Below are 22,367 nucleotides of genomic sequence, written 5' to 3' on the forward strand. Positions count from 1 at the left end.
CGCCTCAGCCGACAAATGAGAAATGGTGGCGCTCGACCGCGATACCGCGCGCCGCAAGCGCGGCTTCGAAGGCGCGATGCGGCGGCGTTGCTTCGAAGGGCAGGCGGTACTTGTCGCGGGACCGGGTCACGATCGTCGCCCGCACCGACAGGTCGAGTCGGGTGTCGAGCCTCACGAAATCGATCTCGGACAGGGTCACGCGCCCGCTGCGGCGCCCGGAGTGCCAAGTAAGCGAGACCGGATCGATCTCGACGCCCGCGGACGGGTCCGCGATCCAGTCCCGGCAGGCGGGCAGGGTGAAGAGCGCCAGCGCCGCCATCAGCCACCCTGCGGCCTCGAAGGCAAGGTAAAGCGCGAGGAGCACGGCCCAGGTCGCGAGAACGCTCGCCGCCACCGCCGGGCGGCGCCCGCGCCCGACCCAGTGCCAAGTCTCAGCGCTCAAGGCTGCGGCCGTGCGGATGCGCGAGGCTGTAGCCGGTCAAGCGTTGCGGATCCGGGTCAGCATCTCGGTGGTGTCGCGGCTGAGGTCCGGGGTTGCAAGGATCCGGTCGAGCGCCTCTGCGATCAGTGCCTGGCGTCGTGTGTCATAGCGCCGCCAGGTCTGGAAGGCCGAGCACATGCGCGCCGTGGTCTGCGGGTTCACCGGGTCGAGCCGAATCAGCCAGTCCGCCAGCAGCCGGTAGCCGCTGCCATCGGCGGCGTGAAAACCCGCGTGGTTCATCACCAGCGCCCCCAGCACGGCCCGGAACCGGTTCGGGTTCTTCCAGTTGAAGTCGGTGTGCCGCGTCAGCCTTTCGGCGGTGCCGGCGGCCTGGTCGGGGTTGGCCTCGATGACCTGCAGTGCGAACCATTTGTCCATCACCAGCCGGTCATCTCGCCATTGCGCTTCGAAACTCGCAAGAGCTTCACGTCCGCGACCGGCACGCACCAGGCAGGCCAGGGCGCCGATCTTCTGGGTCATGTTGCTGGCGTTGTTGAACTGGACCTGCGCGGCGGCGCCGAGATCGCGCCGGGTCTTGAGCGCGAGGACCGCCCCGGTCAGCGCACGCTTGCCGGCCTGCTCCGCGTCGGGGGCGTAGTCTTCGTGAACCTGATGGCGGCCGAAGACATGCGTCAGCAGGTCCGCAAGATGTGCCGCGAGCGCCTTCTGCATGTTCTGCCGGGCCCGCCAGATTGCGTCGGGGTCGGGCGTCTCGCCCATGTCGTACAGCGCCGTCGCCAGATCGCCCTGCGACGGCAGCGACAGCATCAGCGCCCGGTAGGCGGGATCGAGCGTGTCGTCCGCCAGGACGGCATGGATCCCGTCGAGATAGGCCGGATCGGACTTTGCGCCCTCGCGGATCATCGCGATTAGGCTTTGGCGGGCCAATGTCCGGCCGGCGTCCCAACGGTTGAACGGGTCGGTGTCATGCGCGAGCAGGAACGCATTCTCGCCCTCCGGCACCGCGCGTTCGAGGATCACCGGGGCCGAGAAACCGCGCAGGATCGACGGCACCGGGCGCCCGTCGAGCCCGTCGAAACGGAAGCTCTGCGTGGCCTCGGTCATCTCGAGCACCTGCGTCGCGCGCACCTCGCGGCCGTCCACGCCAAGAAGGCCGACAGCGATCGGGATCACCTGCGGCGCGGGCTCCGGCGTCGCCTTCGAGGGCGCGAGGCTTTGCGTGAAGGTCAGCGTGTAGGTGCCGTTCTCGAAGCTGTCCTCGACCTTCAGACGCGGCGTTCCGGCCTGGCTGTACCAGCGCTTGAACTGTGTTAGGTCGCGGCCGGTGGTATCCTCGAAGACCTTGAGCCAGTCCTCGATGGTGCAGGCTTGCCCGTCGTGACGCTCGAAGTAGAGATCGAGCGCCTGTGCGTAGGCGTCGTCACCGACAAGCCGCTTGAGCATGGCGATGACCTCGGCGCCTTTCTCGTAGACCGTCGCGGTATAGAAGTTGTTGATCTCCTGAAAGCTCTCGGGGCGGACCGGGTGGGCCAGCGGGCCCTGATCTTCGGCGAACTGACGCGCGCGCAGGTCGATCACGTCGCCGATGCGCTTGACCGGGGCCGAGCGCATGTCCGAGGTGAACTGGCTGTCGCGAAAGACCGTCAGGCCTTCCTTGAGGCAAAGCTGGAACCAGTCCCGGCAGGTGATCCGGTTGCCGGTCCAGTTGTGGAAATACTCGTGCGCGATGATCGCTTCGATGCGCTCGAAATTGGCATCGGTCGCGGTTTCGGGACTCGCCAGGACGGCCGACGAGTTGAAGATGTTGAGCCCCTTGTTCTCCATCGCGCCCATGTTGAAATCGTCGACCGCGACGATGTTGAAGACGTCGAGATCGTATTCGCGCCCGTAGACCTTTTCGTCCCAGCGCATCGAATCCTTGAGCGCCTGCATCCCGAAGGCGCATTTGTGCAGGTCACCCTTGCGGACCCAGAGATTGAGGTCGACATGCCGGCCCGCCCGCGTGACGAAGCTGTCCGAATGGGCGACGAGGTCACCCGCCACAAGCGCGAAGAGGTAGGCAGGCTTGGGCCAGGGGTCGTGCCAGGTCGCGCTGTGATGTGCGCTGGCCGTCGGATTGCCATTCGACAGCAGAACCGGGTGCGGGCCGTTTATGGTGACGGTGAAGATGCTGAGCACATCCGGTCGGTCCGGATAGTATGTGATCTTGCGAAACCCTTCGGCCTCGCATTGTGTGCAGTACATGCCGTTCGACATGTAGAGACCCTCGAGCGCGGTATTGCCCTGCGGATCGATCTCGACCTCCGCCTCCCAGAGAAACGGCTTGTCGGGCACGTCGCAGGTCAGACCTTCGGCGCTGATCGTGGGCGAAACGGACGTGCCGTCGATGCTGGCGGAGATCAGCTTGAGATCTTCGCCGTGCAGGAAGAAGTTCCTGTCGCCCTCGGGCTTCGGGACGAACCGGATGGACGCGCGCACCCGTGTGGCGTTGGGGACGAGATCGAAGACCAGTTCCACGCTTTCGACGTCGTAGCCGAAAGGCTGGTAGTCCTTGAGGTAAATGGTCTTCGGGGCGGCGTCACGCATGGGGGGCTCCGGCGGCGGTGGGAACTTTCGGGTGCCCGGCACGTTAGGTCTGCAACCAATCGCCCGCAAGCGGGTTCCATACGTCTTGAGGAAAGGAGAGCGCCATGTCCGCACCCGACACGAACCTCGACAAGCAAAAGCGCCGCCACCGCCCGTCACTGATCGGCATTTGGGCCGCATTGGCCTTTGGCGCAATTATCGCCCTTCTTCTCGTCTTCAACGTATTCGGCGATGCCGAAGAAGAGCTCAACGTGGGCACTGCCAGCGAAACGATTGCACCCCAGAGTGCGGAAACGGGTCAGGGCTCAGAGGCGACCACGACCGAGACAACCGGCACAGCCGCAGAGGGGACAGACGGCAACTGATCCGGGATTCCCTTCGTCATGACACCAGCCCGGCCATTCGCGGCCGGGTTTTTTTGTGCAGCGCTACAAGCCGACCGTATGCGGCCACAGATTTACCATTAAGTCATGTTTTCAGCGATTTCGTTGGAGAATTTTCCCGCTTTGCGTATTTTCCACGCTGGAATTCTTGCCATCGAAATGTTTGTAACGAGGTCATCATGAGAGTTATCAAGGCCGCGCTCGCAGCGCTTAGTTTCATGCTCGCCGGTTCCGCCAGTGCCGCCATTGTCGTGAACGGCGATTTCGAAGACGTCAATTCCTCAACGCCGGGCGCCGGTCTTGCAAATGGACGCTCGCTGTCGACGCTCGCGACGTCCGGCGGGGGATGGGATATCTATTCGGCGTTGCCGGGTTGGACCACCGTTGAGGGTGCCGGCATCGAGGTGCAGACGAACCGCACGCTGCGTTCGATCGATGCGCACAGCGGTCAGCACTACATCGAACTCGACAGTCGGAAAAATTCGACGATGATGTAGACGCTTATGCTGGGCGCCGGCAAGTACGATCTCAGCTTCTGGTACAGCCCGCGAAAGCGCAATGCAGCGACGAACGGCATCTCCTATTCGGTGCTCGACAGCGCTTCGAACAGCCTGCTTGCCGGAACCGTGACCGGTCCGAATGCACTGCAGGGCACTGCGGTGGGTGCCTGGACGAAGGTCACGGCGCGCTTCGAGGTCGCTTCCGGCGGCTCTCCGGTTTCGCTGTTGTTTTCGGCCACCGGCGCCTCGGACGGTCTGGGCGGGTTCGTCGACGACATCGCGATCAATTCTGTGCCGCTTCCCGCCGGCCTGCCGATCCTGATGACCGGGCTGGCCGGGTATGCCTTCCTGCGGCGCCGCAAGGCCGCCTGACCCCGGCCGACCCACCCACCCACGATCGAAGAAGCGGCGTCCTCATGGGCGCCGCTTTTTTTGCGCGGCACTGCTCCGGCGCGATACGCGACCGCTTGTTGCCTATAGGAAACTTTTGCCTTACCTCCTCGGACGTTGACCACGTGAAGGGGAGGAGCGGCATGGCCGATCGCGTCGATAGAAACGGCTTGCAGGTGGATGCGGCCCTGGCGGCATTCATCGAGGACGCGGCTCTGCCCGGCACTGGCGTCGATGCAAGCGCATTCTGGGACGGGTTTTCGCAGCTCGCACATGAATTCGCGCCGGAAAACCGTCGGCTGCTCGAGATCCGCGAAGAGCTTCAGTCCAGGATCGACGACTGGCATGTCGCGAACCGTGACCGGCCGCACGATCATGATGCCTACTGCAATTTCCTGCGCGAAATCGGCTACCTTCTGCCCGAGTGCGACGATTTCAAGATCGAGACCGCCAATGTCGACGCGGAAATCGCCAGCGTTCCCGGCCCGCAACTTGTCGTGCCGATCACCAACGCCCGTTATGCGCTGAACGCCGCAAACGCGCGTTGGGGCAGTCTTTATGATGCTTTCTACGGTACCGACGCCATGGGATCGGTGCCGCCCACGGGCGGCTATGACCGTGGCCGTGGCGCGCGCGTCGTGGCCCGTGCGCGCGTGTTCCTGGACGCAGCCTTCCCGCTCGAGGGCACCAGCCATGCCGATGCGCGGCGCTACCACGTGCAGGGCGGTGCGCTGCTTGTCGATGACATGCCATTGGCGCAGCCCAAGAAATTCGTCGGCTACCGGGGTCATCCCAAGGCGCCCGACGCCGCGCTGCTGTGTAACAACGGGCTGCACGTCGAACTCGTGTTCGACCGCACCCATCCGATTGGAAGCCGCGATCAGGCGGGGCTTGCGGACGTGCGGATGGAAAGCGCGGTGTCGGCGATCATGGATTGCGAGGATTCCGTGGCCTGCGTCGACGCCGAGGACAAGATCGGCGCCTATGCCAACTGGCTCGGCCTGATGAAAGGCGACCTCGAGGACACCTTCGAGAAGGGCGGCAAGCAGGTCACGCGCAAGCTTGCGGAGGATCGCAGCTACACCGCGCCGGATGGCGGCGAGGTGGTGCGCAAGGGCCGCGCCCTGATGCTGGTGCGCAACGTCGGCCACCTGATGACCAACCCCGCCATCCTGCTGAAGGACGGCGCGGAGATCTTCGAGGGGCTGATGGACGCGGCGATCACCACGCTGATCGCCATGCACGACCTCAAGCGCGAAAGCGGCAACTCAGTCGAAGGCTCGGTCTACGTCGTCAAACCCAAGATGCACGGGCCCGACGAGGTCGCCTTCGCCGACCGGACCTTCACCGAGGTCGAGAAGATGCTCGGCCTGCCGCAGTACACCGTGAAGCTCGGTATCATGGACGAGGAGCGTCGCACCAGCGTCAATCTCAAACAGTGCATCCGCGCCGCCCGGCACCGCTGCGCCTTCATCAACACCGGCTTTCTCGACCGGACCGGCGACGAGATCCACACCTCGATGGAGGCCGGACCTTTCAGCCGCAAGGATTTCATCAAGCGCAAGGCCTGGATCGGGGCCTACGAGAACCGGAACGTCGACATCGGTCTGGAATGCGGGCTTTCGGGCAAGGCGCAGATCGGCAAGGGCATGTGGGCGATGCCGGACCAGATGGCGGCGATGCTGGAACAGAAAATTGAGCATCCGAAGGCCGGGGCAAATTGCGCCTGGGTGCCGAGCCCGACGGCGGCCACCCTGCACGCGCTGCACTACCACCAGGTCGACGTCTTCGCGGTCCAGGACAAGCTGCGCAAGGGCGGTCCGCGCGCGCCGGTCGACACGGTGCTGGACGTCCCGCTTGCGGCCTACCGCCAATGGAGCGACGCGCAGAAGATGCGCGAGGTGGAAAACAACGCGCAGGGAATCCTCGGCTACGTCGTGCGTTGGATCGACAGCGGAATCGGCTGCTCGAAAGTGCCCGACATCAACGACGTCGGTCTGATGGAAGATCGCGCGACCTGCCGGATCTCGGCTCAGCACATCGCCAACTGGCTGCATCACGGCGTGGTCGACGGGCAGCAGGTGATGGGGGCGCTGCGCAAGATGGCCGAGATCGTCGACCGGCAGAACGAGGGCGATGCGGACTACCGGCCGATGGCGCCGGGCTTCGACGGCATCGCCTTCCAGGCCGCCTGCGACCTGGTGTTCAAGGGCCGGTCGCAGCCCTCGGGTTACACCGAGCCGATCCTGCATGAGCGCCGGCTCGAGCTGAAAGCCGCGCGGTAGCGCCGGGCCATCGGGCGGAACGAGGGGGCTGTCTGCCCCCTCGCGCTCCCCCGAGGATACTTGAGAACCAGAGAAAATCGCGACAGGGAGGGCGGAACATGGCCGTGACATTGAGAAAGGCGCGGACGATCATCCGCAAGGCGCTCGAAAAGGGGCGCGAGATGGAGTTCAAGCCGCTGTCGGTCGTCGTACTTGACGCCGGCGGTCACGTGCTGGCCTTCGAGCGCGAGGACGGGGCGAGCCCGGGCCGGTTCGGGATTGCCCAAGGCAAGGCCCATGGCGCGGTGATGCTGGGGATCGGCGGCAAGGCCCAGATGGCACGGGCCGAGACCCAGGCCTACTTCATGGCTGCCGTGAACGGGGTCTACGGCGGCAAGGTCGTGCCCGTGCCGGGGGGTGTGTTGCTGCGCGACCGCAAGGGCGCGGTGATCGGCGCGGTGGGTGTGACCGGAGATACCTCGGACAACGACGTGGTCGCGGCGATGGCCGGGATCGAGGCCGCGGGTCTGACCGGCGAGGCGTGATGCCCGAAAGGCGGGCGTTCCGCCGGTCTTGGTATTCGCGCACACCCGCCTGTGCGCCCGCGACCTGTTCAAGGCTGCCGGGCGCCGCTAAGGTCGCCGCGGAATGCGACGAGGAGACAGCCAAGGCATGACCCGACCGATCATCGGCATCATCGGAAACCGCGCCCTGCTGAACGATCAGTACCCGGTCCATGCCGGCGGCACGATGAATTCGGATGCCGTGGCCTCGGTCTGCGGCTGCATGCCGTTGCTGATCCCGGCGGACCCGACCTATGTTTCGGTGCCGGAACTGATGCGGACCTGCGACGGGTTCCTGTTCACCGGCGGCCGCGCGAACGTGCACCCGGAGGAATACGGCGAAGAGGCGACTCAGGCGCATGGTGCCTTCGACCGGGCGCGCGATGCGATCACGCTGCCGCTGATCCGCGCCTGCGTGGAGGCCGGCCAGCCGATCCTCGGGATCTGCCGGGGCTTCCAGGAGGTCAACGTGGCGATGGGCGGCTCGCTTTACCCCGAGATCCGCGACCTGCCGGGGCGCATGAACCACCGGATGCCACCCGACGGAACGCTCGAGGAGAAGTTCGAGCGCCGCCACGTCGTGACCTTCAGCGAAGGCGGGGTGTTCCATCACCTGATGGGCGCGGCGCAGGTGATGACCAACACGCTGCACGGGCAGGGCATCAAGGTGCAAGGTCCGCGCATCGTGGTCGACGGGCATGCCGACGACGGCACGCCCGAGGCGATCTATATCGAGAAGGCCCCGGGCTTCACGCTGGCCGTACAGTGGCACCCGGAGTGGGACGCGGCCAACGATCCCGTGTCGCGCCCGCTTTTCGCGGCTTTCGGGCGGGCTGCGAAAGCCTGGGCCGAGGGGCGGCAGGTGACGCCCGCGCAGGTGGCCTGACCGGGCGCGGGTCGATTGCCCAGCGGTTTCGGCAGGTGTGGAAGCGCGTCGCTTTTTTCTCAGTTCGCGAGAAGTGTGCCCGGGCAGATTGTCGAGGCGGATGAAGGGTTTCCGGGCTGGAGGTTAGAACATGAGCGATCCGCGGACGGCGCGATGCCGAACCGCCGGGTGACCCAAAGTGAGCCGCAACGCGACCGGGTCGGGGGGCCGGCCCCCCTTGCAGCCCCCGGACGGCACCACTAATCTTTAGGAAAGGGTTTGGCAGGTATGGTCCCGCCGACCGGCAGCAGACAGGCAGCTTCCATGAAAGATCCGTACGAAACCTACATGAATACGCTTGTCCCGATGGTGGTCGAGCAGACCAGCCGGGGCGAACGCGCCTACGACATCTTCTCGCGCCTGCTGAAGGAACGGATCATCTTTCTGGCCGGTCCGGTGCATGATGGAATGTCCTCGCTGATCGTCGCCCAGCTTCTGCATCTCGAGGCAGAAAACCCCTCGAAAGAGATCAGCATGTACATCAACTCGCCGGGCGGCGTGGTGACGAGCGGCCTGTCGATCTACGATACGATGCAGTACATCAAGCCAAAGGTCTCGACCCTGGTGATCGGGCAGGCGGCGTCGATGGGCTCGCTGCTGCTGACGGCGGGCGAAAAGGGCATGCGCTTTTCACTGCCCAACAGCCGGGTCATGGTACACCAGCCCTCGGGCGGCTACCAGGGTCAGGCGACGGATATCATGATCCACGCCCAGGAGACCCAGAAACTCAAGAACCGGCTCAACGAGATCTACGTCAAGCACACCGGCCAGACGCTCAAGAAGGTCGAGGAGGCGCTCGAACGCGACAACTTCATGTCGCCCGAAGAGGCCAAGGACTGGGGCCTGATCGACGAGATCGTCGAGAGCCGTGGCAAGGCCGAAGAGGCGGAGAAATAGCGCCCGGAACGCTACGTGGGCTCTGCCGATTTGCGATTGTGGACCTGCCGGGGCTGGCCTAAGCTGGAATTGGTTTGTTTCGCAGGGGCAAGGCGGCAGGGGTCGCACGCTCTGAGATAATGAGATTTGGACGGTAACCTGGAAGGGTTGAGATGGCTACGAACGCGACCGGCGACAGCAAGAACACCCTCTACTGCAGCTTCTGCGGCAAGAGCCAGCACGAGGTCCGCAAGCTAATCGCCGGCCCGACGGTGTTCATCTGCGACGAATGCGTTGAACTGTGCATGGACATCATCCGCGAGGAGACCAAGGCCAGCGGGCTGAAATCCTCGGACGGGGTTCCGACCCCCAAGGACATCTGCGCGGTGCTCGACGATTACGTGATTGGTCAGGCCACGGCCAAGCGGGTGCTGTCGGTGGCCGTCCACAATCACTACAAGCGCCTGAACCACGCCCAGAAGGGCGGCGAGATCGAGCTAGCCAAGTCCAACATCCTGCTGATCGGGCCGACGGGCTGCGGAAAGACGCTGCTGGCCCAGACGCTGGCGCGCATTCTCGACGTGCCGTTCACCATGGCCGACGCCACCACCCTGACCGAGGCGGGCTATGTCGGCGAGGATGTCGAAAACATCATTCTCAAGCTGCTGCAGGCGTCGGAATACAACGTCGAACGCGCGCAGCGCGGCATCGTCTACATCGACGAGGTCGACAAGATCACCCGCAAGTCCGAGAACCCCTCGATCACCCGCGACGTGTCGGGCGAGGGCGTGCAGCAGGCCCTGCTGAAGCTGATGGAAGGCACGGTCGCAAGCGTTCCGCCGCAGGGCGGGCGCAAGCATCCGCAGCAGGAATTCCTGCAAGTGGACACCACCAACATCCTGTTCATCTGCGGCGGTGCCTTCGCGGGTCTCGACCGGATCATCGCGCAACGCGGCAAGGGCTCGGCGATGGGCTTTGGGGCCGACGTGCGCGACAAGGACGAACGCGGCGTGGGCGAGGTGTTCAAGGACCTCGAACCCGAGGATCTGCTCAAGTTCGGCCTGATCCCGGAATTCGTCGGCCGTCTGCCGGTTCTGGCGACGCTGGAGGACCTCGACGAGGAGGCGCTGGTCACCATCCTCACGCAGCCGAAGAACGCGCTGGTCAAGCAATACCAGCGGCTTTTCGAACTCGAGGACACGACGCTGACCTTCACCGACGACGCGCTCACCGCCATCGCCAAGCGCGCGATCGAGCGCAAGACCGGTGCGCGCGGCTTGCGCTCGATCCTCGAGGACATCTTGCTCGACACGATGTTCGATCTGCCGGGGCTCGAGTCGGTCACCGAGGTCGTGGTGAACGAGGAAGCGGCGAACTCCGACGCGGCGCCACTGATGATCTACGCCGATTCCGAGAAGTCCCCGGCGACCGCCGGCTGAGCGGATGGTCCGCCGCATTTCCACCGGCGGTGAATTCGAAAAGCGCGTCGGCTACTGCCGCGCCGTCGTCGCGGGTGGCTGGGTGCATGTCGCCGGCACCGTCGGGCAGGGCGAAGGCGTCGAGGAACAGTGCGGGTCCGCGCTCGAGATCATCGGTCGTGCCTTGACCGAGGCGGGGTGCAGCTTTGCAGACGTCGTGCGCGTGACCTACATGTTGCCGGACCGAGCCGAGTTCGAACCGTGCTGGCCGATCCTGAGCGAAACCTTCGGGGCCAATCCACCAGCGGCGACGATGATCGAATGCGGGTTGATCGATCCCAAATACCGGATCGAAATCGAGGTGACGGCAATGCTGCCACCGGGCCAGAGGCGCTGATCCGCGCTCAACCCGCGTCCGGCACGAACCCTTTTGCGATCAACTCGGCGATGGCGTCGCGCGACACGGGTGGCCAGGCTGGTACGTCGCGCGATACGAATCCCGAGTCTATCAGCGCCTGACGCACCGCGGGCAGGTCGGGTTGGCCGATCGCCAGGCGGTTCCGGGTGCTGCCGCCGCGTCGCCAGAGCTGCTCCAGCGCGTCGATCACCAGCGGACTTCGGCCGGAGAAATGCGTGAGGTGTGCAGCGATCTGGTCGGTGGCGCCAGACGGGCGTCGCTGGAGGATCGCAATGCGCTGTCGCTCAGTGGCGACCATGGCGCAGACATGCAGGGCCGAGCCATCGCAGGCAACGATCCGCCGGGCGGCCTTGTAGCGAGCGATCTGCGTGCACAGGTCATGCGCCTGCGGGTGGAAGATCTCGTAACCCTCCCGGGCCAGGCAGGTTTCGAGCTCCGCCTCTCCGAGCAGGCCGCCGCGGCCCGGACCCAGACGGCTTCGGCTGATGTAGAGCCGCTCGGGCCCGTCCGGTGCCACGTCCGCGGCAAAGCGGTGCCGCATGGCGCGGCGAAACACGTCGGTTCCGGCCACGATCCGGCCCAGCCCGAAGCCCTGCCCGGGGACCAGAAGTTTCGCAACGCGCACCGGCTCGGTCGCCACCTTCAGCGGCAGCTCCGAGCCCATCAGGGCGATCCAGTCCCGGTGGAACCCGGTCAGCTGCGCGCCCACGCGGGGCCGCTTCGGGATGAAGAGGATGCCGTCGAGTCCGTCCGCCTCCGGCGCGTCCAGCGCCCAGAGGCGCGAGGTGCTTTCGGCGACAAAATGCGCGAAATTCGACCACAGCACGCCGCCCCAGAGCCAGCGGCCATCAAGCGTGGCAGACGGCGTTGCAGGCATATCGGGGGCCATAGTGAGTGGCCGGTGATTGCGCCACAACGCGGCGTGCCCGCAGTGTCGCCCATCGGCGTACAGTACCCCGGCTGGCTGGACGAAACCGGGTGCCAAGGGCGGCACCACGGTGGCGTCCCGCAGCATGCGCAGGCTGCACGACCAGCCGCCATCCGGGTCCGGCGGCGCGTCGGCCGTGTCGACCTCGACCGCGCGGGTGCAGCACCAGACCCGCCGCGTCGAGACCGCGGCGCGTCTGCGGAAACCGGCGCGGCGCAGGATATCCTTGCATTCCCGCATGCCGTCCGCGCCATAGACGCCGGGATGGAACTCGACCACCACGCCGCGGACCCCGGCGAGGTCGGCGTGCCTCAACAGATCGAGCTCACCCCCTTCGATATCCATAATCAGGATCGACGGTCTGAACGCGCGCCGCACGCCCTCAAAGGACGCGGTCGCGACCTCGATACGCCGCGACGGGCCGCGCGGCTCAGCGAGGGAGGCCCCGAGAAAGCTCGAGCGCAGGTGAAAGGCCACGGTGTCGGGCCGGTCCGGGCCGCTGAGGACGACGGCGTTTCGCAACTCGACCTGGTCATGTCCGTTGAGCCGGTGCAGCGCGCGCGCATGCGGCATCAGGTCTGGATTGGCCTCGTAGGACAGGATCGCCTCGGGCGCACAGCGCCGAGCCACGACGCCGCCCACGACGCCAAGGCCGGCGCCGAGCTCCAGAACCCTGTCGTCCGACCTGACGATGTCGAGCGCGCCGGCGATCTCGTGTCGCTCGTAGCGCCCAGCGTCTATCCGCGCGATCCGTCCGGGCGTCAGGAAGGGCGAGGCGGGCACCCGGACGCCGTGGCATTCCGCCGCGATGGATGGGGCGCTGATGGGGTCGGCCTCTGTCATGCCGACGATGCTACAGGGCGCGCAGCGCCCGTGCCAGCGGTCGCGGGCACGCAGAGGCGCACTGGACCTCGCAGGCCGGCTGGTGCATACACGACCCGAACGCAATCGGAGCATCCCATGGGCATCCTCAACACCCTCCTGCGCGCGGTGACCTGGTGGAACGGCCAGACCCTGAACACCCAGCTTTACACCTGGCGCAAGGGCAACAAGGTCGGCGAGGACAGCCAGGGCAACATCTTTTACCAGAGCAAGGACGGCGCCAAGCGCTGGGTGATCTTCAACGGCGAGGCCGAGGCAAGCCGCATCGACCCCGACTGGCATGGCTGGCTGCACCACACCTGGGACACGCCGCCGAGCAAGGAACCGCTCAAGCACAAGCCTTGGGAAAAGCCGCACCAGGAGAACCTGACCGGCACGCCGCTGGCCTACGCGCCGAAAGGCTCGATCCGCCGGGCGGATCCGGCCCCGCGCGGCGATTACGAGGCCTGGTCGCCGGAATAACGCCTTAACAGAGGCCGAGCAGTCATGTCGAACAACACCACCGAAGTCATCGTGGGCGGCGCGGTGCTGGCCGCGGCCATCGCCTTTGCGGTCTATGCCGGGCAAGCCACCGGCGTTACCGCCGGACGCAGCGCCAGCTATCCGCTCGAGGCGAGTTTCCGCAGCCTCGAAGGCGTGAACGTCGGCACCGACGTGAAGCTGGCCGGGGTCAAGATCGGCACCGTGACCGACGTGCGGCTCAATCCCGAGACCTACCGCGCGGATACCGTGGTCTCGGTACAGGACGGCATCGCCATTCCGGACGACAGCGCCATCGTGGTGGCGTCCGAGGGTCTTCTGGGCGGCAACTTCATCGAAATCGTGCCGGGCGGCTCACCATTCTTCTTCGAGCCGGGCGACGCCATTACCGACACGCAGGGCGCTGTGAGCCTGATCTCGCTGCTCCTGAAATTCGTCAGCGGCGACGGCGGAGGCGGCGAGTGAGGTTTCTGGCACTGGTCCTGTGCCTGCTGGCCGGGACCGCCGGAGCCCAGCAGGCCGAACGCGGGCAGGGCGTGATCCTGCGCGCGCTCGACAAGTTCAAGGGCGAGGTTCGGGACATCGAATTGCGCATGGGCGGGGCGGCGGCCTTCGGGTCGCTGGAAATCTTCCTCGTCGAATGCCGCTATCCCGCCGGAAACCCGGCAGGCGACGCCTGGGCCGAGCTCGAGATCGCCGAAGCCGGCAAGGCGGGCACGGCCTTCACCGGCTGGATGGTCGCCTCGTCCCCGGCGCTCAGCGCCATGGACCACCCGCGCTACGACGTCTGGGTGCTGCGCTGCATCACCTCCTGAGGGCTGCGCAGCGGTGGCGCGGTAAAACTGGCGTGGCGCTGCTTGGCGTCCTCGAGCCGCGCGTGGTAGACCGCACGCGAGATCTCGATCCCGCCGAGCGAGGCAAGGTGATCGGTCAGGAATTGCGTGTCGAACAGCCTGAACCCGCCTTCGTTCAACCGGTCGACCAGACAGGCGAGCGCGATCTTCGAGGCATCGCGGCGGCGTGAGAACATGCTCTCGCCAAAGAATGCCGCCCCCAGCACGACCCCGTAGACCCCGCCGGCCAGCAAGCCGCGCTCGTCCCAGACCTCGAGGCTGTGTGCCTGCCCGCGCTGGTGCAGGGCGATGTAGAGGCTGCGAATCTCGGTGTTGATCCAGGTGTCCGGCCGGTCGGCGCAGCCGTCGAGCACGCCGTCGAAATCGCGGTTCACCGTGATCTCGAAGGTCGTTCGTCGCATCGCGCGCCGCAGGGAACGCGACATGTGGAAGCCGTCGAGCGGCAAGACGCCGCGCCGGCGCGGATCGACCCAGAAGATCTCCGGGTCGTCGCGGTGCTCGGCCATCGGGAAAATGCCGATGGAGTAGCCGTGCATCAGAAGATCCGGGGTCAACTCCATGGGCCAGCTTCGGCGTCAGCCGCCGCCGAGATTGGTCTCCAGCCACCGCTCCAGCCAGTGGATGTTGTAATCTCCGGTCTGCAGGTCCTCTTCCTGCAACAAGGCGTCGAAGAGCGGGACCGTGGTGTCGATCCCGTCCACGATCAGCTCGCCCAATGCCCGCCCAAGCCGCGCCAGCGCCTCGGGCCGGTCGCGGCCATGCACGATCAGCTTGCCGATCAGGCTGTCGTAGTAGGGCGGGATCCGGTAGCCGTCATAAAGCGCCGAATCCATCCTCACGCCAAGCCCGCCCGGTGCATGGTACTGCGTGATCCGGCCCGGGCTCGGTGAGAAGCTGGGCAGCTTCTCGGCATTGATGCGCACCTCGATGGCATGGCCGTTGATCTTCAGATCCTCCTGCACGAAGGACATCGGCTTTCCGGCCGCCACGCGGATCTGTTCACGCACGAGATCGACACCGAAGATGCCTTCGGTGACCGGGTGCTCGACCTGCAGACGGGTATTCATCTCGATGAAGTAGAATTCGCCGTTCTCGTAGAGAAACTCGATGGTGCCCGCGCCGATGTAGTTGATCCGCGCCACCGCGTCGGCGCAGATCTTGCCGATGCGCGCACGCTCCTCCTCCGAGATCGCGGGACCGGGCGCTTCCTCGAGCACTTTCTGGTGACGGCGCTGCAGCGAGCAGTCCCGCTCGCCCAGGTGGACGGCATTGCCCTTGCCGTCGCCGAAAACCTGGATCTCGATATGGCGCGGCGTGGTCAGGTATTTCTCGATATAGACCTCGTCATTGCCGAAGGCGGCCTTGGCCTCGGCCCGCGCGGTGGTGAATGCGCGTTCGATCTCCTTTTCGGAGCGTGCCACTTTCATCCCGCGCCCGCCGCCGCCGGCGGTGGCCTTGATGATCACGGGATAGCCGAAGTCCGCCCCGATCCGCTTGGCGTCCTCGAGCGTCGGCACACCGCCGTCCGATCCCGGCACGCAAGGCACGCCGAGCGCCTTCATCGTTTCCTTGGCGGTGATCTTGTCGCCCATGATCCGGATATGTTCGGCGGTGGGGCCGATGAAGGTCAGGTCATGATCCTCGACCACCTGCACGAAACCCGCGTTTTCCGACAGGAACCCGTAGCCCGGGTGGATCGCCTCGGCCCCGGTGATTTCGCAGGCCGAGATGATCGCCGGGATCGACAGGTAGCTCTGGGAGGACGAGGGCGGGCCGATGCAGACGCTCTCGTCGGCCATGCGCACGTGCATCGCGTCGCTGTCGGCGGTCGAATGCACCGCCACCGAAGCGATGCCCATCTCGCGGCAGGCGCGCACGACGCGCAGGGCGATCTCGCCGCGGTTGGCAATCAGGATCTTGCTGAACATGGCGCGTCTCCTATTCGAGGATGACGAGCGGAGAGCCGTATTCGACCGCCGCGCCGTCCTCGACGAGGATGCGCTTGACGGTGCCCGCGCGCGGCGCCGGGATGTGGTTCATCGTCTTCATCGCCTCGACGATGAGCAGCGTGTCGCCCTCGGCGACCTTGGCACCGACGCTGACGAAGGCGGGCGCGCCGGGTTCGGCCTGCATGTAGACCGTGCCGACCATGGGCGAGGTCACCGCGCCGGGATCTTCCGCCGGATCCTCCGGCGTGCCGCTCGATGCGGCGGCCGGCGCGGGGGCAGGGGCGGACGAGGCCGGCGGGGCGGGTACCGCCGCCGGGGCCGGCGCGGCCTGGGTCACCGCCTGCTGGAGATGGCGGCTGACTCGGACATTGAGGCTGTCGTCCTCGGCATAGTCGCGCTTGACCTGCAACTCGGTCAGATCGTTCTCGCGCAGGAGTTCCGCAAGGGCCTTGATGAAGGCCACATCGGCGTCATGGTTCTGTCTGGTCATTCTGTCCTCAACCGGTTCTGGCGGGCCCTCTTTGCCTCCGGCCCTTGCTCTTGATTTTCGCTTATAGGGGATGGGTGCTGCCGTGGAAAGCCGCCTCTTGCGGGGCCGCCGCCGTCGGTTACGCTGCCATTCAAAGAGGAGTCGCCATGAACATCGCGCATTGGCTGGCACGCACGGCGCAGGCGGACCCGCGCAGGCCGGCACTGTTCTCGGGCACACGCGCAGTCGCCGACTACGGCAGGTTTTTCGAGCGTGCCGGTGCCGTCGCGGGCTGGCTCTCGGCACAAGGGGTGGGTCCGGGCGATCGCGTCGCCATCTTCATGACCAACGCGCCGGACTATCTCACGGTGCTCTGGGGAGCCTGGATCGCCGGGGCTGCCGTGGTGCCCGTGAACGCCAGGCTGCACCCGCGAGAACTCGCCTTCATCCTGGACGACGCCGAAGCAAAGCTTGTCTTCGCCTCGCCGGCGCTGGCCGGTGCACTTGCAAAAACGCCTGCGCCCCCGCGCGTCGTCCCGGTTCCGGGTGCTGCGTTCGAGACCTGTCTTGCGCACCCTCCCGCCGCATTTATCGCGCACCGGGGGTCGGACGCGCTCGCCTGGCTCTTCTATACCTCGGGAACCACGGGCCGTCCGAAAGGGGTCGTCATCACCCACGGCATGCTCGCCGCGATGTCGCTGTGCTACCCCGTCGACGTCGACCCGGTGCGCCCCGAAGACGCCACGCTCTACGCCGCCCCGATGAGCCACGGTGCCGGGCTTTATACGGCGATCCACACGCGCATCGGCGCGCGCCACGTGATCCCGACCTCGGGAGGCTTCGATCCCGCCGAGATTTTCGCACTTGCCGCGCATTTCCGCGACGTCCAGATGTTCGCCGCTCCGACTATGGTCCGGCGTCTGAGCGCCGCGGCCCGCGAAAACGGCGCGACCGGGGAAGGGTTGCACACGATCGTCTATGCCGGCGGACCGATGTACCGTGCCGACATCCTCGAGGCGGTCGATCTCTTCGGGCCGATCTTCGTGCAGATCTACGGGCAGGGCGAGTGTCCGATGGGCATTACCGCGCTGTCGCGCCACGATGTCGCCGACCGCACGCATCCGCGCTGGGACCAACGCCTGCAATCGGTCGGTCGCGCCCAGTCGGCCGTCGAGGTCGGCATCGCCGACCCGACCGGCGCGCCGCTGCCGCCGGGCGAGATCGGCGAGATCGTCGTGCGCGGCCCGACGGTCATGCCGGGCTACTGGCGCAATCCGACTGCGACGGCGGACACTCTGGTCGATGGCTGGCTGAGGACCGGCGATCTCGGCATGATGGATGCGGACGGCTACCTGACCCTGCGCGACCGATCCCGCGACCTGATCATCACCGGCGGGTCGAACGTCTATCCGCGCGAGGTCGAGGAGGTGCTGCGCGCCCATCCGGGCGTTTCCGAGGCCTGCGTGGTCGGGGCGCCCCATGCCGAATGGGGCGAAACGGTGGTAGCCTTCGTCGTCGGCACGGCCCCCGAGGCCGAACTCGACGCGCTCTGCTTGGAAAACATCGCGCGCTACAAGCGGCCCAGGACCTATATCCGCGTCGCGGACCTGCCCAAGAACAACTACGGCAAGGTGCTAAAGACCGAGCTGCGCCGGCGCCTCACGGACCCGGACTGAGCCGCCCCCTCTCTGGTTGGAAAATATCCTCGGGGGGCCGCCGCAGGCGGGCGGGGGCAGATAGCCCCCTCCGGCAGCGGCCGCCTAGCGCAGCGGTCCGGAACGGCGCACGTTGCCGTGCCAGTCCTCCACCGGCGCCTGGATGGCCGCTGCGTCGTCCGCGGCCGGAGGCGTCACCGGGCCGGCCAGCAGCGCGCCCAGAAGCGCCCCGGCGGCAAGCAGCGAGACCGTGCGCAGCGCGCTTGCGCGACTGTTGGCCACGGTGACGGGAAGGGGTGGACAGGTTGAGACATTCATGACGCGAAACTCCGAAGAAGATCAGTTCTGCGTTCTATCTAGACAATGAGAGTAATTCACGAAAACGAATTGATGTGCGTGCCTGCATCAAGAACGGTGATGAATCGACCACGCAGCACCGCCCAACAATGCAACGGGCCCTCCGAGGAGAGCCCGTGCCGATCGTTAACAGAGAGAGACGGGTAAGACCTGGATCAGATGGCGAGGTACTCGGCGCGCAGTTCCGCATTCTCCAGCACCTCGGCGGCAGTGCCGTCGAAGACGATGCTGCCGGTGTCGAGGATCACCGCGCGATCGGCGAGTTGCAGAGCCCGGACCGCGTTCTGTTCGACGAGGATCGTGGTGATACCCTGTTCCTTGATCACGGTCAGGGTCTTCTCGATCTCGTCGACAATGACCGGCGCCAGTCCCTCGTAGGGCTCGTCGAGCAGCAGCACCTTGATGTCGCGCGCCAGAGCCCTGGCGATCGCCAGCATCTGCTGCTCGCCGCCCGAGAGCGTCACGCCCTCCTGCGTCCGGCGTTCGCCCAGGCGCGGGAAGAGTTCGTAGATCCGCTCGAGCGACCAGCCCATCGGGGGCGCGATCTGGGCCAGCTTGAGGTTTTCCTCGACGGTCAGCCCGGCGATGATCCGGCGATCTTCGGGGACGAGGCCCAACCCCGCCTGCGCCGCCTGGTGGCTGGCCATGGAATGCAGAGGCTGGTGATCGAGCCAGATCTCGCCCTTCTGCAACTCGGGATTTCCCAGGCGCGCGATGGTGCGCAGGGTCGAAGTCTTGCCGGCGCCGTTGCGTCCGAGCAGGGCGAGGATCTCGCCTTCGTGGACGTTGAAGCTGACGCCCTGCACGATGTAGCTCTCGCCATAATAGGCATGGATGTCCCAGACCGACAGGAAGGCCGGAGCCGTCGCGGCCTGGTTGGCGTGTTTCGAGAAATCGGGTTTGACGTTCATGAACCTTTCCTTTCGGGCGGCCGGGCCGAACCCGCCGCGCAGAAGCGATGTCAGTGACCGGCGGTGGATTCGCCCAGGTAGGCCTCGCGCACCTTGGGATGGCCCTTGATGTTCTCCGGGGTGTCCTCGACCAGCGGCGTGCCCTGTGCCAGCACGGTGATCCGCTCGGCCAGCGAGAACACCACGTGCATGTCGTGTTCGATGATGGCGATGGTGATGTCGCGCTCGTCCTTGATCTGCTTGAGCAGGTCGATCGTGTTGTTGGTGTCCGCCCGTGCCATTCCCGCCGTCGGCTCGTCGAGCAGCAGAAGGCGCGGTTCCTGGCTGAGGCACATGCCGATCTCGAGCCGGCGCTTGTCGCCGCGCGACAGCGCGGCGGCATGCATCTCGCGCTTGTCGAGCATGTTCATGTCCTCGAGCGCCTTCTCGGCCCGCTCGATCACGTCGGCCTGGCGGACCACGCGGGTCAGCGCGTTGAGTTCGAACGACCCGTCGCGCTTGGCGAAACACGGGATCATCATGTTCTCCATGACCGTCAGGTCGCCGAAGATCTCGGGCGTCTGGAACACCCGGCTGATGCCCATCTGGTTGATCTCGTAGGGCTTGCGGCCCAGCACCGACTGGCCGTCGAACATGACCGATCCGGTGTCCGGGATCAGCTTGCCGACGAGGCAATTGAGCAGCGTCGACTTGCCCGCCCCGTTCGGTCCGATGATCGCGTGGACCGAGTTCTCGGCCACGCTGAGGTTGACGTCGGCGAGTGCCTGCAACCCGCCGAAGCGCTTGCCGACATTCTTGATCTCGAGGATTCCCATCGACCTGCTCCTTATTCCGCCGGATGGCGCTTGCCGTCGGTCGTGTCCTCGTCGCGCTTGCGGCGCCCGAAGAGACGACCGATGCGCTGCCCGCCCTGCACCAGCCCGCCGGGCAGGAAGATGACGACGAGCATGAACATCAGGCCAAGGGTGAGATGCCAGCCCTTGCCGACGAAGGGATGGATGATGAACACCAGAGCGTTCTCCAGACCGTCGGGCAGGACCGCGAACCACTGGTGCAGGATGTTGTCGTTTATCTTCGAGAAGATATTCTCGAAATACTTGATCATGCCGGCCCCCAAAACCGGGCCGATCAGCGTGCCCGCACCGCCGAGAATGGTCATCAGCACCACCTCGCCCGAGGCGGTCCACTGCATCCGCTCGGCGCCGGCCAGCGGGTCCATCGAGGCCAGCAACCCGCCCGCGAGCCCGGCATACATCCCCGAGATCACGAAGGCCGCCAGCGCGTAGGGCCGAGTGTTGAGGCCTGTGTAATGCATGCGCTGCTGGTTCGACTTCACGGCGCGCAGCATCAGCCCGAAGGGCGAGCGGAAGATTCGGATGGCGATGTAGAACATGACCATCATCACCACGGCGCAAAAATAGTAGCCGGCGTTGAACTGCCACAGCCATGGGCCGACGTCGACGGCATGGGTCGCACGCATCTCGAGCCCGAAGAGATGCGGCAGGCGCGGCGAGCTGGAACTCATCAGGATCTGCGGATCGGTTGCATAGACCTGCAGCCCGGTCTCGCCATTGGTGATCGGGGTCAGCACCGAGTAGGCAAGCGCAAAGGACATCTGCGCGAAGGCCAGGGTCAGGATCGAGAAGTAGATGCCCGAACGCCGCAGGGAGATGTAGCCGATCAGCAGCGCGAACAGGGCCGAGACGATCACGGCGAGGATGATCGCCGGGATGATGTTGTAGCCCAGCAGCTTGAACATCCAGACCGCGGCGTAGGATCCCACCCCGAGGAAAGCGGCGTGACCGAAGCTGAGATAGCCGGTCAGGCCGAACAGGATGTTGAAGCCGATCGCGAAGATCCCGAAGATCACGAAGCGCTGCATCAGGTCCGGGTAGCCCGCGTTGAACTGCGACAGCTCCGAGGCTTCCGGGAACGGGTTGAGCAGGATCGGCGCGAACAGGCAGAGCACCGAGACGACGATGAAGAGGGTGAGGTCTTTTTTTCTGAGGCCCAGCATGTTTCGTTACTCCTCCATCACGCCCTTGCGTCCCATCAGGCCGCGCGGGCGCGTCAGCAGGACGATGATGGCGACGAGGTAGATGATGACCTGGTTGATCCCGGGGATCAGGTCGATGACCTCGGTCATCGAGGCGAAAGCTTCGAGGACGCCCAGCAGGAAGCCTGCCAGGACGGCCCCGGGCAAACTACCCATACCCCCGACGACGACCACGACGAAGGAGATGACGAGGAAGTCCATGCCCATGTGGTAGTTGGGAGACAGGATCGGCGTGTACATGACCCCGGCCAGGCCCGCGACACTGGCGGCGATGCCGAACATCAGAGTGAAGCGCTTGTCGATGTCGATGCCCAAAAGGCCGACGGTCTCGCGGTCGGCCATACCGGCGCGCACGACCATCCCGAAGGTGGTGAATTGCAGGAAGCAGAAGACCGCGCCGATGATCAGCATCGCGAAGGCGAAGTAGACCAGGCGCCAGTAGGGGTAGATGACCGTGTAGGGATCGAAGCCCAGCAGCACGCCGAAATCGAAAGACCCCTTGAAGGCGCTCGGGGCCGGCGTCGGGATCGGGTTGGCGCCGAAGAAATACTTGACGATTTCCTGGAGCACGATGGCGAGACCGAAGGTGACGAGAATCTGGTCGGCATGCGGGCGCTTGTAGAAATGCTTGATCAGGCCGCGTTCCATCGCGTAGCCGACCGCCAGCATCACCGGGATCGCGAAAAGGATCGCCAGAGGCACCGACCAGTCGATGATCGCAGATCCCACGCCCTCTCCGAACCAGCTCGAGACATAAGGCGTTTCGACCTTAAGCGGGTTGCCGAGAAAGTCGGTGCGCGTCTCGTCGATGGTCGTGGTCGACAGGGTCAGCAGGCGCTGCAGGGTGACCGCGCAGAAGGCGCCGATCATGAACAGCGCGCCATGGGCGAAGTTCACCACGCCGAGGGTGCCGAAAATGAGTGTCAGACCCAGCGCGATCAGCGCATATGCCGACCCCTTGTCGAGGCCGTTCAGGATCTGGAGGATAATTGCGTCCATGGCGTGTCCCACCTATCGCATGGCCCTTGGCAGCGTTGCGCGCCGCGCGGGGCGGTGGCGCA

The 22,367-nt window shown here is 65.7% G+C and carries 24 protein-coding genes; 13 read left to right on the forward strand and 11 right to left on the reverse strand.

Going from position 1 to position 22,367, the window contains the following annotated elements; all coding sequences use genetic code 11:
• Nucleotides 1-4: 4 nt before the first annotated feature.
• Nucleotides 5-442: a hypothetical protein gene (locus R5H30_RS05760; protein WP_318327119.1), complete on the reverse strand. Its 438-nt coding sequence runs from the start codon at nt 440-442 to the stop codon at nt 5-7.
• A gap of 36 nt (nt 443-478) precedes the next feature.
• Entirely contained in the window at nt 479-3,028 is a 2,550-nt protein-coding gene (gene pepN, locus R5H30_RS05765) for an aminopeptidase N (RefSeq protein ID WP_318327120.1), read from the reverse strand.
• Between the two features lie 104 nt (nt 3,029-3,132).
• Here pepN and R5H30_RS05770 point away from each other — a divergent pair, with 104 nt between their 5' ends.
• The 9 genes from R5H30_RS05770 to R5H30_RS05810 all read left to right on the forward strand — a co-directional run bounded on the left by R5H30_RS05770 (nt 3,133) and on the right by R5H30_RS05810 (nt 10,744).
• A complete protein-coding gene (locus R5H30_RS05770) occupies nt 3,133-3,393 on the forward strand; it encodes a hypothetical protein (RefSeq protein WP_318327121.1) in 261 nt (86 codons plus the stop codon).
• A gap of 197 nt (nt 3,394-3,590) precedes the next feature.
• Entirely contained in the window at nt 3,591-3,908 is a 318-nt protein-coding gene (locus R5H30_RS05775) for a hypothetical protein (protein WP_318327122.1), read from the forward strand.
• 6 nt (nt 3,909-3,914) lie between these two features.
• Entirely contained in the window at nt 3,915-4,283 is a 369-nt protein-coding gene (locus R5H30_RS05780; protein ID WP_318327123.1) for a VPLPA-CTERM sorting domain-containing protein, read from the forward strand.
• 161 nt (nt 4,284-4,444) lie between these two features.
• Nucleotides 4,445-6,586, forward strand: a complete 2,142-nt coding sequence (locus R5H30_RS05785) for a malate synthase G (protein WP_318327124.1) — start codon at nt 4,445-4,447, stop codon at nt 6,584-6,586.
• A 98-nt stretch (nt 6,587-6,684) separates the two neighbouring features.
• Nucleotides 6,685-7,110, forward strand: a complete 426-nt coding sequence (locus tag R5H30_RS05790) for a GlcG/HbpS family heme-binding protein (RefSeq protein WP_318327125.1) — start codon at nt 6,685-6,687, stop codon at nt 7,108-7,110.
• 127 nt (nt 7,111-7,237) lie between these two features.
• Entirely contained in the window at nt 7,238-8,014 is a 777-nt protein-coding gene (locus tag R5H30_RS05795) for a gamma-glutamyl-gamma-aminobutyrate hydrolase family protein (protein WP_318327126.1), read from the forward strand.
• Nucleotides 8,015-8,317: 303 nt separating this feature from the next.
• Nucleotides 8,318-8,950, forward strand: coding sequence for an ATP-dependent Clp protease proteolytic subunit (locus R5H30_RS05800; RefSeq protein ID WP_318327127.1), 633 nt, complete (start codon nt 8,318-8,320; stop codon nt 8,948-8,950).
• Nucleotides 8,951-9,102: 152 nt separating this feature from the next.
• Nucleotides 9,103-10,368 (forward strand): ATP-dependent Clp protease ATP-binding subunit ClpX, encoded by a 1,266-nt coding sequence (clpX, locus tag R5H30_RS05805; RefSeq protein ID WP_318327128.1) that lies wholly within the window; start codon nt 9,103-9,105, stop codon nt 10,366-10,368.
• Between the two features lie 4 nt (nt 10,369-10,372).
• Nucleotides 10,373-10,744 (forward strand): RidA family protein, encoded by a 372-nt coding sequence (locus R5H30_RS05810; protein WP_318327129.1) that lies wholly within the window; start codon nt 10,373-10,375, stop codon nt 10,742-10,744.
• 7 nt (nt 10,745-10,751) lie between these two features.
• On the opposite strand, the gene R5H30_RS05815 is transcribed toward R5H30_RS05810, so the two are convergent.
• The gene (locus R5H30_RS05815) at nt 10,752-12,536 is read right to left on the reverse strand and encodes an FkbM family methyltransferase (RefSeq protein WP_318327130.1); all 1,785 of its coding nucleotides are present in this window, start codon (nt 12,534-12,536) and stop codon (nt 10,752-10,754) included.
• A 117-nt stretch (nt 12,537-12,653) separates the two neighbouring features.
• Between R5H30_RS05815 and R5H30_RS05820 the strand changes: the two genes are divergently transcribed.
• Genes R5H30_RS05820 through R5H30_RS05830 form a run of 3 tightly spaced genes read left to right on the forward strand, consistent with a single transcriptional unit; the run spans nt 12,654 to nt 13,870 of the window.
• The gene (locus R5H30_RS05820) at nt 12,654-13,037 is read left to right on the forward strand and encodes an NADH:ubiquinone oxidoreductase subunit NDUFA12 (protein WP_318327131.1); all 384 of its coding nucleotides are present in this window, start codon (nt 12,654-12,656) and stop codon (nt 13,035-13,037) included.
• Nucleotides 13,038-13,061: 24 nt separating this feature from the next.
• Entirely contained in the window at nt 13,062-13,520 is a 459-nt protein-coding gene (gene mlaD, locus R5H30_RS05825; protein ID WP_318327132.1) for an outer membrane lipid asymmetry maintenance protein MlaD, read from the forward strand.
• Entirely contained in the window at nt 13,517-13,870 is a 354-nt protein-coding gene (locus R5H30_RS05830) for a DUF2155 domain-containing protein (protein ID WP_318327133.1), read from the forward strand. The genes mlaD and R5H30_RS05830 overlap by 4 nt, the downstream gene beginning before the upstream one ends.
• Here the strand turns inward: R5H30_RS05830 and aat are convergent.
• The 3 genes from aat to accB are packed head-to-tail and all read right to left on the reverse strand — an operon-like array spanning nt 13,834 to nt 16,348.
• The gene (aat, locus tag R5H30_RS05835) at nt 13,834-14,469 is read right to left on the reverse strand and encodes a leucyl/phenylalanyl-tRNA--protein transferase (protein WP_318327135.1); all 636 of its coding nucleotides are present in this window, start codon (nt 14,467-14,469) and stop codon (nt 13,834-13,836) included. The two genes, R5H30_RS05830 and aat, sit on opposite strands and share 37 nt — an antisense overlap.
• A gap of 15 nt (nt 14,470-14,484) precedes the next feature.
• Entirely contained in the window at nt 14,485-15,837 is a 1,353-nt protein-coding gene (gene accC / locus R5H30_RS05840) for an acetyl-CoA carboxylase biotin carboxylase subunit (protein WP_318327136.1), read from the reverse strand.
• Nucleotides 15,838-15,847: 10 nt separating this feature from the next.
• On the reverse strand, nt 15,848-16,348 hold the full coding sequence (gene accB, locus R5H30_RS05845) for an acetyl-CoA carboxylase biotin carboxyl carrier protein (protein ID WP_318327138.1): 501 nt from the start codon (nt 16,346-16,348) through the stop codon (nt 15,848-15,850).
• A 146-nt stretch (nt 16,349-16,494) separates the two neighbouring features.
• Between accB and R5H30_RS05850 the strand changes: the two genes are divergently transcribed.
• Nucleotides 16,495-18,003 (forward strand): class I adenylate-forming enzyme family protein, encoded by a 1,509-nt coding sequence (locus tag R5H30_RS05850; protein ID WP_318327139.1) that lies wholly within the window; start codon nt 16,495-16,497, stop codon nt 18,001-18,003.
• A gap of 84 nt (nt 18,004-18,087) precedes the next feature.
• Here R5H30_RS05850 and R5H30_RS05855 read toward each other — a convergent pair whose 3' ends face one another.
• The 5 genes from R5H30_RS05855 to R5H30_RS05875 form a co-directional block, all read right to left on the reverse strand.
• On the reverse strand, nt 18,088-18,264 hold the full coding sequence (locus R5H30_RS05855) for a hypothetical protein (RefSeq protein ID WP_318327140.1): 177 nt from the start codon (nt 18,262-18,264) through the stop codon (nt 18,088-18,090).
• A gap of 230 nt (nt 18,265-18,494) precedes the next feature.
• The gene (locus R5H30_RS05860; RefSeq protein WP_318327142.1) at nt 18,495-19,250 is read right to left on the reverse strand and encodes an ABC transporter ATP-binding protein; all 756 of its coding nucleotides are present in this window, start codon (nt 19,248-19,250) and stop codon (nt 18,495-18,497) included.
• A 50-nt stretch (nt 19,251-19,300) separates the two neighbouring features.
• Nucleotides 19,301-20,065, reverse strand: a complete 765-nt coding sequence (locus R5H30_RS05865; protein ID WP_318327143.1) for an ABC transporter ATP-binding protein — start codon at nt 20,063-20,065, stop codon at nt 19,301-19,303.
• An 11-nt stretch (nt 20,066-20,076) separates the two neighbouring features.
• A complete protein-coding gene (locus R5H30_RS05870; protein ID WP_318327144.1) occupies nt 20,077-21,267 on the reverse strand; it encodes a branched-chain amino acid ABC transporter permease in 1,191 nt (396 codons plus the stop codon).
• Nucleotides 21,268-21,273: 6 nt separating this feature from the next.
• Nucleotides 21,274-22,305 (reverse strand): branched-chain amino acid ABC transporter permease, encoded by a 1,032-nt coding sequence (locus R5H30_RS05875; RefSeq protein WP_318327145.1) that lies wholly within the window; start codon nt 22,303-22,305, stop codon nt 21,274-21,276.
• Nucleotides 22,306-22,367 lie beyond the last annotated feature (62 nt).

The sequence above is a fragment of the Roseobacter sp. FCG-D35 genome, assembly GCF_033436665.1.
GTDB lineage: Bacteria > Pseudomonadota > Alphaproteobacteria > Rhodobacterales > Rhodobacteraceae > JAWQFO01.